Annotated in this window: 6 protein-coding genes and 1 pseudogene; 5 read left to right on the top strand and 2 right to left on the bottom strand. The window is 72.1% G+C overall.

Going from position 1 to position 12541, the window contains the following annotated elements:
• Positions 1–109: 109 nt before the first annotated feature.
• The 4 genes and pseudogenes from ACWY4P_RS50085 to ACWY4P_RS50070 form a co-directional block, all read left to right on the top strand.
• Positions 110–550, top strand: a complete 441-nt coding sequence (locus ACWY4P_RS50085; RefSeq protein WP_456207461.1) for a hypothetical protein — start codon at positions 110–112, stop codon at positions 548–550.
• Positions 547–2634, top strand: coding sequence for a hypothetical protein (locus ACWY4P_RS50080; protein ID WP_456207460.1), 2088 nt, complete (start codon positions 547–549; stop codon positions 2632–2634). The genes ACWY4P_RS50085 and ACWY4P_RS50080 overlap by 4 nt, the downstream gene beginning before the upstream one ends.
• On the top strand, positions 2631–3224 hold the full coding sequence (locus tag ACWY4P_RS50075; RefSeq protein ID WP_456207459.1) for a hypothetical protein: 594 nt from the start codon (positions 2631–2633) through the stop codon (positions 3222–3224). Before ACWY4P_RS50080 ends, ACWY4P_RS50075 begins: the two co-directional genes overlap by 4 nt.
• Positions 3225–3271: 47 nt before the next feature.
• Positions 3272–3677, top strand: a pseudogene (locus ACWY4P_RS50070) (transposase); the annotation flags it as partial.
• A gap of 27 nt (positions 3678–3704) precedes the next feature.
• On the opposite strand, the gene ACWY4P_RS50065 reads toward ACWY4P_RS50070, so the two are convergent.
• Together ACWY4P_RS50065 and ACWY4P_RS50060 are read right to left on the bottom strand one after the other, a co-directional pair.
• Positions 3705–4235: a TerD family protein gene (locus ACWY4P_RS50065; protein WP_456207458.1), complete on the bottom strand. Its 531-nt coding sequence runs from the start codon at positions 4233–4235 to the stop codon at positions 3705–3707.
• Between the two features lie 258 nt (positions 4236–4493).
• A complete protein-coding gene (locus ACWY4P_RS50060) occupies positions 4494–4874 on the bottom strand; it encodes a hypothetical protein (RefSeq protein ID WP_456207457.1) in 381 nt (126 codons plus the stop codon).
• A 237-nt stretch (positions 4875–5111) separates the two neighbouring features.
• Here ACWY4P_RS50060 and ACWY4P_RS50055 point away from each other — a divergent pair, with 237 nt between their 5' ends.
• Positions 5112–12500 carry an SDR family NAD(P)-dependent oxidoreductase gene (locus tag ACWY4P_RS50055; protein WP_456207456.1) on the top strand — a complete coding sequence of 2463 codons (7389 nt, stop codon included), beginning with the start codon at positions 5112–5114 and terminating at the stop codon, positions 12498–12500.
• Positions 12501–12541 lie beyond the last annotated feature (41 nt).

Raw genomic sequence — 12541 nt, 5'->3', positions numbered from 1 at the left:
CTGTGAGCTGGTGTTTTCGGGCACAGCGAAAGTTGAGCCGCTTCGCCGCCAAGGCATGTCTCTATGCTCCGTGACCGCCCCTTCCCGCTCTGGTGGACGACCTCTGACCGTGAAGAGAGTGACGGGGCCGCTCTATCTGCCCTGCGGCATCCTCCGGCTCCACGCGCCGGACCGGTCGATGGGCAGTCACCGGCAAGGGAAGGGCCGTATGCGTTACCCAACTACCACTGGCGCCTACGACGTGTGCGACGTCGAGAGCACGCTATACACCGGGCAGAACACAACGGAGTTCGTTCACGGTGAGATCCCCACCTGGGAGCAGTGCGACACCGAGCTGGACGAGGACCGCGACTTCGACGGCGGCGAGCTCATGGAGTTCCGAACAGAAGCGGTCGAAGAGCTTGTGGGCGAGGAACTCTGCTTGAAACTGGAGAAGAAGGGCGACACGGGCAAGGACATGTTGTTCTACGTGCGCTTCGATGAGGCCCGCGCTCCGCGCGGGCCAGGCAACACACCCACGATCAAGATCTCTTACAAGCAGCTCACATGAGGGGCCGCTGGATTGCCGCCATCGTCGTGATTGGCCTGGCCGCGGTCGCCGGCTTGCTGTACTTCACCGGCCGCGACGGCGCGGGAGACGAACAGGCAACAACGCTGACTGTCGATGTGTCTGGGCTACCGAAAGGCGTCCAGGCCGATGTCAAGGTGAACGGGACAGGCGAAGCACACGACTACTCTCTGTCTGGATCTGACACTCGCAGGGTCGCCCCCGGAAACTATCTGATCACGATAGGGGCGGTCGTCCACGGCGAATACCGGTACATGGGCGCCACGGACAGCGTGGTCGTCACGGCAACGCAGGGCACGGACACGAGGTCGACCGCAGAGTACCGGGTCAGCCTGCACAAGGCCGCCCGTGTGGCACCCGCTGGCGCCGACTCCCCCATCGAGCAGGTCACCGAAACGTCGGTGACTCTGGCCCCCAACACCTACACAGACCAGCTCAAGCCCGGGCAGATCCTCGTGTCGGCGGCGACTGAGGCGCAGCCGACACCGTTCGCAGCTGTCGTCACTGCCACCACCGAGAAGGCAGGTGGCCGGCTGGTGGCCAACGTGGTGCACGTTCTGATGAGTTCGGTGATGCCGAAGATGGTCCTCCGGATCAACAACCCGAAGCCGAAGCCGACAGGACAGGGGATCTCCCGCGCTTCGCTCGTCGACCTGCCAGAACCGCAGCCGACCAGGGAGGTCACGTTGGGCCTGGGCGACTGCGGAAGAGGAAGTGCCGCAGTGCGTGCCAGCTTCGACGACTTCGAGACGGAGTTCACCAGTGAGGTCGACATCGAGTGGTACCAGCTGGGCGGCAAGGTGACGATCCCTAACCCCTTCGGCCGGGACGTCACGATCAGCATGGAGGTCAGAGCCCCGAAGAAGATGACGGCCCGTGCCACCGCTGATGTCCACGGGAAGGTGAAAGCGGAGTTCCTCACCAAGGCGGCCCTGTCGTGCTCCCATGAGACGTTCGAGATGAAAGACCCCTTCCGTGTCGACAAGGGCTTGAACAAGGCGTGCAAGGCCGCGGGGAAGGTCCTCAGGCTCGGGCCGCTCGCTCCCGGCTGCAAGCTCACGTTCAAGGGCGACGTGGAGATCGAAGCCAGCAAGGAGTTCTCCACCGGCGTGACCATCGCAGCCGGGATCGACACTGCGGCTTCCTGGAGGTTCCCCGGAAGCAAGCCCCATCCACCACTGACGCTGGCCGCAGGCCCGGACATCCATGTGGACGACAAGTGGTTCTCCTCACCGGACGACACAAAGGTCTCCGGAGCGGTACGGATGGGGATGGCCACCATCATCGAGGCGTCGATCGGAGGCGGCACCGAAAAGACCGACCTCAGCCTCGAATACGAGATTTGGTACCCGCGAGGTGTCAAGTATGAGACCGACCGCGAAAAGGTGGAGGTGGAAGGCGTCATCGACCACACGATGGGCCTCACTCTGGACCTTCCGGACGTGAAGATCCTCGACAAAATTCCGGACCCCAAAGCGGAGTTCAAGTTCGTCCCGATCAAGTTCCCCATCGGGGAGATCCAACTCGGCTTCACCGACCCGGATCACCCTCTGCCCTCATCCACCGACTTCGACTTCGACCTCGGCGAAGAGGACGACAAGGACGGCGGCGGATCGACCGCTCCCGACCCGCAGGACTCCGGCGCACCGGACCCCGCCGGGCTGGTCAAGGCCGTTGACCGTCAACAGCTGACCGTTCCCTACCCGGGTGGAGCGTGCCAGCAGTCGGTAGTGGATCTCGACGTGCCGGAAGTCCACGACGACATCAGCAACCGAAACGAAATCGGCTACAGCCTCTGCAACAGCAAAGAAGTGTCGCTGGCAGGAAAGAACTTCGGCACCGGGCCCAGCACACCGCCCGCCAGCCCTGCCGAGTGCATCGAGCAGGCGCAGCGTCGTGGAACCGGTGACAAGGACCCGTCCGACTTCCACCGCGGCGACACGTTCTGCGTCATCACCTCTGAGAACAACGTCGCGTGGCTGAAATTCACCGGTTCTACCGATGTCGGCGACACACTCCCCGATCTGCACTTCGAACTCACCCTCTGGAAGAAGGACTCTCCATGAACCAACGTGCAGCACGCGCCGCTACCGCAGCTGCCCTGACGCTCGGCACCCTGACCGCTTGTGGTGGCGCAAGCGGCGACGGCACAGGCGGTGGCGGTGAGGCCGGGCAGGCCACCGGCGGCACAGGCGTATCCGACCCCGAGAGCAGTGAGCGGCCGTTGGAGCTCGTCAAAGCCGACACCACCGCAGAAGTGGCCGCCATCATCAAGAAGGTCTTCGGCCCGTGCATTCAGATGCATCCAGATGACCACCCGATGCCTTCGAGTAAAGAGGGCAACACATGCGTCTACGAAGACGGCAGCAGCGTTGCAAGTCTCCAGATCGACCTGATCGACAACACGGAGCGCGAACGGCTGCATCTGAAGGCTGACAGCGTCGGCTACCTCCTGTACGGCGAAGGCTTCATGATCGACTTTGAAACCCCCCAACAGCAGCAAGCGCTTGAGGCCGCCGGGCTGCTGTATCTGAACTGTGAAGACGGCTTCGACGCGTACGTGAAGGCCAATGAGGGCGTGAAGACGATCCGCACCGTAAAGGCGACCATTGCCGGCTGCCGTTACACCGAGACAGACCTGACCCGCTTCATGTAAACCCTGCACAGGCCCAGGAACATGACTGCCACAAGATCGCCACCGGCGTGGATGCCTCGCACGTGCAGGCCAAGCGAGGGCGAAGCAGCCCAAAAGGCGGTCCGAGTCCGGTTGACCGTGCACGGCCGGGCTCGAAGCACCACGTGCTGACCGACGCGCACGGAACCCCGCTGCGGGTGTCGCTGACCGGCGGGCACGGAACCGCGCTGCGGGTGTCGCTGACCGGCGGGCACCGCAACGATGTCACCCAGCTTCTGCCGCTGGTCGACGGCCTGCCTCCGGTGCGGGGCAAGCAGGGCCGGCCCCGGCGCAAGCCCCGCACGCTGTATGCCGATCGCGGCTACGACCACGACGCGTACCGCCACCAACGGCGCGAGCGCGGCATCGTCCCGAGACGCCTTCCTCCAACTCGCCCACTGCATGACCCTCGCCCGCAAGAACCCAGCATTCTGAAAGGATCCCTAAGAGGCCGGGGAGTGGTCAGGAATAGTCCCTGCCCATCAGCGAGGAGAATTCGTCCGGGTCGGCATCGAATCCGCGGATCCCCTCATGGAATTGCCACTCCCCCGAGTCGTTCCGGATGAATTCGGCGATCGTCGCGGCCTTGGCGCCCAGCGCCCCGACGAAACCGCTGCTCGTCAGTTCGGTGATCCCGTCGGCTATCCGGAAGCTGCAGTTGGCCACGTCGCTGAAGGTCTTCGGACCGCTGCCCTGCTGGATGGCCACGCCCACGACCACCCGGGTGTAGGAGGGGGACAGCCGGTCCAGCTCCAAGGTCATGACCTCGTCGGCGCCGAGGCCCTGGCCGGTCTGGCTGTCCCGGTTGAGGGTGATGGTGCCGTCGGGCGACCGGCGGTCGAAGTGCACGAGATAGGCCGGTTCGCCGTGCGGGTCCGCCGCGGTGTAGGTCGCCGCGACGATGTCGAGATCGTGGGCCGGCTGCCCCAGCGAGCTGGGGTCCCACTTGAGTGACACCTGGACTTTGCTCGGGCCCTTGTTGAGACCGGTCACCTGACTCCCCTTTCCGGAATTGAGCCGGCAGAATTCCCTCCCGGCCGGATCCTGCTACCTCAATCCTGCTGTCTCAATCCCGCTGCACAACATTGGAGTTGGGATTTTATCAGCGACATCCGTCCGGGAGCGGCGGGACACGGCCGCCGGGCTCGCAACGCCCGCCTCGCCCGGCACACCCGGCACACCCGGCACACCCGGCACACCCGCACCAAACGGGACATGCCCGCACCGCGCGGGACACGCCCGGACCGGGAATCAGCGACCGCCGCCGGCCGAGACCCCCGTCTGGCGAAGCTCGTGGCGCAGCCGTGCCAGCTCGCCGTGGCCGTGCGCCGAATATGACCCGGTCAACCGCCCGGCCTTGTGGAGCTTGAGCCGGTAAGGGATGGCACCGGCCAGTCGGAGCACGGCCGCGAACGGGGCGAGCAGCAGCCGCAGCAGGAGTTCGACCAGCCAGAACGGCAGCATTACCGCGAAGACGAGAAGAAAGGGCAGGGCGATGATCGCGGAGATCGGGTCATCGCCCAGACCACTCGGGGCGTGCTCGAACGCTACTTCCGGTTTGACCCACCGCGGCCATGCCAGCCTCTGCTGTCGCAGCCGCCACTTGGTTCCGGATCCATCTTTCCAGCGCACCCCGGCACCCTATATCCCCCCTCTGGACGCCCCGCGGCCGGGCCGCCCGCCCGGCGACCGGCCGATTCGGCGTGATCGCCGACCCGGCGGAGGCTTCGCTCTTGACGTTCCATCAGAGCCGTCGTCTAATTTCATGCCTCGCGTCGCCCCGGGCGGAATTCCGAAGCCGTACCTTCGGTCCACGTGCCGGGAATGATCTCCCTTTTACCCCGCTCTGCCGATTCTTTCGGAGAAGCCATGAGATCTGCTGACCGGCTCGGCGACCTCGTCATCGGCATCACTCCTTTCGGACGACCGGACGCCAGGCTCGCCGCGGCGGTCGGCCGCGCCGGAGGGCTCGGGGTCCTGGACCTGGGAGCCGGGGACCGGCGGGCCCGGGAGGCGCTGGAGCGCCTCCGGGGCTGGGCCCCCGACGGCCGGTACGGAGTGCGGATCGGCCCCGGCTGCCGGCTGGCGCCCGCGGACCTGGCGGCGGCCCGCGCCGGGGCGGGGCCCCGGGACGGGGGCGTTGGCGCGGGTCCGGACACGGTGGTTCTCGCGGCGGACTCCCCCTGGGCGGTGGCCGAAGCCGTGGGCCACCACCGCGTCCTCGCCGAGGTCACCGACCTGGACGAAGCGCTCGATGCCGTACGGGCAGGGGCGCACGGCCTGATCGCCCGGGGTGGCGAGAGCGGCGGCCGGGTCGGGGCGCTCGGCACGTTCGTACTCCTCCAGCAGTTGCTCGCCGAGCCGGAGGTGTCCGTACCCGTGTGGGCCTGTGGCGGGATCGGCGTCCACACGGCCGCGGCGGCGGTCGTCGGCGGGGCGGCGGGCGTCGTGCTGGACACCCAGCTGGCGCTGCTCGCCGAGTCGGGGGTGCCCGAGGAGACGGCTGCCGCGCTCCGTTCCCTGGACGGCTCGGAGACCGCCGTGGTCGACGGCCATCGCGTGCTGCGCCGGCGGGTACGCGATCCGCGCGCCCGGCCGCTGCCCGTGGGCCAGGACGGCTTTCTGGCGGCGCGCTTCGCCGAGCGCCACGCCGACGTCGGCCGGACCGTACGCGCCGTGGCCGAGGCCGTGCGGGATGCCGTACGGGACGACCGCGCCGCCTCCGCGCTGCGCCCGGGCTCGCCGATGTGCGTCGCGCTCGGCACCCGGCTGCCGGTGGCGCAGGGGCCGATGACCCGGGTCAGCGACCGGGCCGGGTTCGCCTCCGCGGTCGCCGCCGAGGGCGCTCTGCCGTTCTTCGCACTCGCCCTCGCCGGGCGCGAGCAGGCGCGCGCCATGCTGGCGGACGCGGCGGCCGCCCTGCCGGGGCGGCCGTGGGGGGTGGGGGTGCTCGGCTTCGCGCCGGAGGAGATCAGAGCGGCCCAGCTCGAGGCCGTACGGGAGGTCCGCCCCAGCCACGCGATCATCGCGGGCGGGCGGCCCGCCCAGGCCGAGGCGCTGGAGAAGGCCGGGATCGCCACCTTTCTGCATGTCCCTTCGCCGGGGCTGCTGGGGCAGTTCCTGCGGTCCGGCGCCCGTCGGTTCGTGTTCGAGGGCTCCGAGTGCGGCGGGCATGTCGGCCCGCGCCACAGCTTTCCGCTGTGGGAGGCCCAGATCGCGGTGATCGAGGACTTCCTGGACGAGGCGCGCGGGGATGGGGCCGCGGCCCCGATCGAGGTCTTCTTCGCGGGCGGTGTCCACGACGAGCGGTCCGCTGCGATGGTCGCCGCCCTCGCCGCCCCACTGACCCGGCGCGGTGTCTTTGCCGGCCTGCTGATGGGCACCGCGTATCTCTTCACCGAGGAGGCGGTCGCCCACGGCGCCGTCCAGCCGCTCTTCCAGCGCCAGGTGGTGGCCGCGCGGCGCACCGCGCTGCTGGAGACCGCTCCGGGGCACGCCACCCGCTGCGTCCCCAGCCCGTTCACCGAGGAGTTCGGCGCCGTCAAGGAGCGGCTGCGCGGGGAGGGGGTCCCGGAGCGGCAGGTGTGGGAGCGGCTGGAGCGGCTCAACGTCGGCCGGCTGCGGATCGCGGGCAAGGGTGTCGAGCGCGGCCCGGACGGCGAGTTGGTGGCGGTCGGCGAGGAGCGCCAACTCCAGGATGGCATGTTCATGGCAGGCGACGTGGCCGTGCTGCGCTCGGCCACCACCACCGTCGCCGCCCTGCACCACTCCGTCGCCCCGGCCGCCGCGGACTTCTTCCGCCGCGCCGCGGCCGCGCTGCGCGAGCGCCTGGGCATGGCGTCGCCCGGGCGGGCGGAGCGGGAGGCTCCTGCGCCGCTGGACGTGGCCGTGGTCGGGATGGCGTGCATGTTCCCGCGCGCCCCCGACCTCGCCACGTTCTGGGCCCATGTGGTCGGCGGCGTCGACGCCGTCACCGAAGTGCCCGTCGAGCGCTGGGACCCCGCCGTCCACTACTCCCCCGGCCACTCCCCCGGCATGAACGGCGCCACGGCCTCCACCGGCGCCGCCGCCTCCAAGTGGGGCGGCTTCCTGCCCCCTGTCCCCTTCGACCCGCTGCGCTACGGCATCCCGCCGGCGTCCCTGGGCAGCATCGAGCCGGTGCAGCTGCTGGCGCTGGAGGCGGCGCGGCGGGCCCTGGAGGACGCCGGATACGAGGCGGGGCCCGGCGAGCGGGGCGGCCCCGGCGGTGCGGGTGACCGGGCCTTCGACCGCTCCCGTACGTCGGTCGTCTTCGGCGCCGAGGCGGGCAGCGATCTGTCCAACGCGCAGACGCTGCGCGCCGTACTGCCGTCCTACTTCGGCACGGTGCCCGAAGGGCTGGCGGAGCAGCTGCCCGAGCTGACCGAGGACTCCTTCCCCGGCATGCTCGCCAATGTCATCGCCGGGCGGATCGCCAACCGGCTCGACCTCGGCGGTGCCAACTACACGGTGGACGCGGCCTGCGCCTCCTCGCTCGCCGCCGTCGACGTGGCCTGCAAGGAGCTGGTCACCGGCGACAGCGACCTCGTGCTGTGCGGGGGCGCCGACCTGCACAACGGCATCAACGACTACATGCTCTTCTCCTCCGTGCACGCGCTGTCCCCAACGGGCCGCTCGCGCACCTTCGACGCCTCGGCGGACGGCATCGCGCTCGGCGAGGGAGTCGCGTGCGTGGTGCTCAAGCGGCTGGCGGACGCCGAGCGCGACGGCGACCGCGTATACGGCGTGATCAAGGGCGTGGGCAGCTCCAGCGACGGGCGGTCGCTCGGGCTCACCGCGCCCCGGCCCGAGGGCCAGCGGGCCGCCCTGGAGCGCGCCTACCGCAACGCCCGGATCTCCCCCGCTGACGTCGGGCTCGTCGAGGCCCACGGCACCGGTACGGTCGTCGGCGACCGCACCGAGCTGTCCATCCTCACCGAGGTGTTCACCGACGCCGGGGCCAGGCCCGGCGGTTGCGCGCTAGGCTCCGTCAAGTCGCAGATCGGGCATACGAAATGCGCCGCGGGCCTGGCCGGTCTGGTCAAGACCGCGCTGGCCCTGTACACCGGCGTCAAGCCGCCCACCTCGCACCTGCGCCGCCCCAACGCCTCCTGGGATGCGAAGAGCAGCCCCTTCGCCTTCCACACCGAGGCCGGACCCTGGGTGGCCCCGCCCGCCGAGCGGATCGCCGGGCTCAGCGCCTTCGGCTTCGGAGGCACCAACTTCCACGTCGTCCTGGCCGCCCACGACGCCGGCCCGCCCCCGGCCCACGGCCTGGACGCATGGCCCGCCGAGCTGTTCACCTTCCGCGGCACCGACCGGGCAGCGGCCCTCCGCGCCGTCGAGGAGACGCTGGCGCTCGCCGAGGCCAACGAGGCCGCGGGCGTACCCTGGCGGCTGCGCGACCTCGCCCTCGCCGCCGCTGCCCGCTCCGAAGCCGGTCAGGGCCCGGTCCGGGCGGCCGTGGTGGCCACCGCCCCCGACGGGCCCGCCGGACTGGCGGCGCTGCTGCGCCGGGTCCTGGCGGGGCAACACGACCCGGCCGCGGGGATCCATCTGGCCGGGTCGGCCGACCCGGCCGGGCCGGAGGGCGATGGCGACCGGGGCGGTATGGGCGGCGGTGGCGGCCCGGCCGGCCCCGCCGTCGCGGAGGGCGGTGGTGACCCATCCGCCGACGACGGCGCGGGGCAGGAGCCCGGCAAGGTCGCCTTTCTCTTCCCGGGGCAGGGCAGCCAGCGGCCCGGCATGTTCGCCGGCCTGTTCGTCGCCTTCCCCGAACTCCACGGCCATGCGCGGCTCGCCCGGTCCCACGCCCCCGTCCTCCACCCACCGGCCGCCTTCGACGAGCCGGAACGGGCCGCGCAGCGGGCCAGGATCACCGACACCCGGGTGGCCCAGCCGGCGCTCGGCGTCGTCGGCCTGGCCGCGCACACGCTGCTCGCCGCGGCCGGGGTCCGCCCCGACATGGCCGCCGGGCACAGCTACGGCGAGCTGGTCGCGCTCTGCGCGGCGGGCGCGCTCGACCCGCCCGCGCTGCTGGAGCTGAGCGCCGAGCGGGCGTCCGCGATCCTGGACGCCGCGCAGGCCGCGGGCCCCGAGCCGGGCACCATGGCGGCGGTGAGCGCGAGCCGCGAGGACGTCGAGCGCGTCCTGCGACACGGCGGCCTCGCCGGCCAGGTGGTGGCCGCCAACCACAACGCGCCGCGCCAAACCGCGGTCTCGGGGCCGCGGCGGGAGGTGGACACCGCGGTCGGACTGCTGCGGGAGGCCGGGTACCCGGTGAAGCGGCTCCCGGTGGCCTGCGCCTTCCACAGCCCGCTGGTGGCCACGGCCGGCGACCGGTTCGCCGAGGCCCTCGCCCGGCAGCCGATACGTCCGGCCGAATACCCGGTCTGGGCGAACCGCACCGCCGCCCCGCACGGCAGCGAGCCGGACGCCATACGCGCGGAACTGGCGGCCCAGATCGGCGCGCCGGTCCGCTTCGTCGAGCAGATCGAGGCCATGTACGAGGCGGGGGCCAGGGTCTTCGTCGAGGCGGGGCCGGGCACCGTGCTCACCCGGCTGGTCGGGGAGATCCTCGGCGACCGTCCGCACCGCGCCATCGCCTTCGAGGGGCGGCACGGCGGCGCGCGGCGCGTGGTCGGCGACAGCGTCGGCGGCGGTCCACGCGGGCTGTACGGCTTACTTGACGCTCTGGCTCAACTGGCCGTCGCCGGGCTGCCGGTGCGTACCGGCTGGATGTTCCGCGGCCGCGACGCCGTGGACGCCGGCCGCGCCACGGCGCCGAAGCGGCCCGGCTGGACGGTGGACGGGCAGCTGGTCCGTACCGCCGCGGGGGAACTCCTGCCCGGCGCGCTGGCGCCGGCCCGACGTGTCGTGGAGGCGACAGTGAGCCAGACGGACCGGGACGCGCTGATCCTGGAGTTCCTGAGAACCAGCCGGGAGATGGTGGCGGCCCAGCGCGATGTGCTCCTCACTCATCTCGGGGCGGCGCCGGGAGCCACGCCCGCCGCTCCCGTCGCGCCCGCGGTCCCGGGGGTGGCCGGAGCGGTCGAGGCGGCCGGGGCGCTTCCGCCACAGCCCCTGAGCGGGCCGACGCCGACGCCGACGCCAGTGCCGAGGCCTGCCGAGGCCGCAGTCGTGGAGCCGACGGCGGTCACCGAGGCGGAGGTGGCTCGTATGGTCGCGCAGATCATCAGCGAACGCACCGGGTACCCGGTCGACATGATCGAGCCGGACCTCGACCTCGAGGCGGATCTGAGCATCGACTCGATCAAACGGGCCGAGATCGCGGGCGAGTTGGCGGTCCGCCTGGGCGTGGGCGGCACGGGCGGCAGCGGCGCGGCGGCGCTCGCGGACGAGGAGCTCGAGGAGTTGACGAAGGCCCGTACCACCGCCGCGGTCACCGCCTGGCTCACCCCCCGGCTGACAAACGATGCGGCGGCGACCGGCGGCATCGACGCCGTGCCGTACGGGATCGGCGCGCCCGTAGGGCCCGGGCCACGGGCCGCCGGAGTCGCTGAGGCGACGGCCTCGTTCGCCGGGCCCGGGGGCGCCGGTCCACGGGACGACAGCGTCCCCACCGCCACCGCGCCCACGGCCACCGGACCAGGGGGAGTCATCGAGTCCCCGGCGAGCGTGCCACTGCCGAGCGGCCCTGTTGCCACCGGTCCCGAGGCCGCGGTGCGCGGGCCACTCCCCCCGCCCGCCGTCAGGGGCGTGGCGCCGAAGCGGATGCGGTTGCGGTCCGTGCCGCTGGCCGGGGGCGGGGCGGTCGGCGAACTCTCGACCGCCCTGTCCGGCAGGCGGTTCGTACTGCTGGGCGATGACGAGACCGTGGCCGGGGCGGTCGGGGAACGGCTGCGGGGGTGCGGCGCCGAGGCCGTGGCCCTGGCGGGCGGGCACCTTCTCGGCGAGGGCGACGGTCCGTCCCCCGGCTACCGCTGGGAGGTACCCCCTGACGGGGTGATCCTGCTCCAGCCGGCGGCCGCATCCGGCGCGGCCGTACTGCCCGCGGCGTTTCCCGTGCTGCGGGCGGCCCTGGCGCACGGGCCGCGGTGGCTGCTGGCCGTGCGGCGCGCGGACCCGCTCGACGTCGGAACGGCCGGACTGCACGGTCTGTTCCGCAGCGTCGCCAGGGAGTACCCGCGGACGGCGGCCACGGTCGTGGACCTCCCCGCCGCCGCGTCCGCCACCGCCGTCGCCGACGCGCTGCTGGAGGAGTTGCTCGCCCCCGACCACCCGCCCGTCGTGCTGCGCACCGCCGACGGACGGCACGGGCTGGAGCTCGTGGAGAGCGGCTTGGGCGTCCTCGGCAGCTCGGGCGCGGGGCCCGCCGGGGACGGGGCGGCCGAGGCGGCGGCCATCGGGCTCGACCGCGAGTCGGTGGTGGTGCTGGTCGGCGGGGCGCGCGGGATCACCTCGCGGTGCGCGGCGGTCCTCGCGGCGGCGGCCCGCTGCCGCATCGAACTGCTGGGCCGCACCCCCGTGCCCGCCGGGCCCGAGGACCCGGACACCGCCGGGGCCCCGGACGAGGCCGCCCTGCGCGCGGCGCTCGCCGCGCGCGGCGGTCTGAGGCCCGCCGAGATCCAGCGGGAGGCGGCCCTGATCCTGGCGCGCCGCGAAGTGGCCGCCACGCTGCGGGAGCTGAGCGACCTCGGGGCCCGGGCTCGCTACCGGTCGGTCGACTTCCGCGATCCCGACGCGGTGCGCCAGGCCGTCAAGGAGATCCATGCCGACCACGGCCGGCTGGACGGCGTCGTCTACGCGGCGGGGGTGATCGAGGACCGGCTGATCGAGGAGAAGTCCGCCGAGTCCTTCCAGCGGGTGTTCGACACGAAGGCGAGCGGCGCGCGTACGCTCCTGGACGCGCTGGAGGAACTGCCGGGAGGCCCGGGCGGCAGCCCCGGCGCGCCGTTGTTCGCGGTGCTCTTCGGCAGCGTCTCCGCCGTCCTCGGCAACCGAGGCCAGGCCGACTACGCGGCGGCCAACGACGCGCTGGAGACCCTCGGCGCGCGGTGGGCGGCCCGCACCGGCCGCCGGGCGCTGACGGTCCACTGGGGGCCCTGGGCGCCCGCCGGCGGACACGCCGGGATGGTCAGCCCCGCGCTCGCGCGCGAATACGCGAGGCGTGGCGTCGAGCTCATCGATCCCGAGGAAGGGGCGCTGGCGCTGCTGCGCGAGCTCGCCTGGGGCGAGGAGTCCGCCCGGGCCGTCGTCTACACGGCGTCGGGCTGGTGACCGTGGCGTACGACGAAGGCGGCGGGCGCAGACCCCCGGTG

The organism is Streptomyces sp. LZ34, from assembly GCF_053890475.1.
This window is presented reverse-complemented; position numbering and strand designations above follow the sequence as displayed.

Coding starts and splice junctions, on each gene's coding strand:
- ACWY4P_RS50080 (WP_456207460.1), top strand. CDS start 547: ATGAGGGGCCGCTGGATTGCCGCCATCGTCGTGATTGGCCTGGCCGCG.
- ACWY4P_RS50075 (WP_456207459.1), top strand. CDS start 2,631: ATGAACCAACGTGCAGCACGCGCCGCTACCGCAGCTGCCCTGACGCTC.
- ACWY4P_RS50055 (WP_456207456.1), top strand. CDS start 5,112: ATGAGATCTGCTGACCGGCTCGGCGACCTCGTCATCGGCATCACTCCT.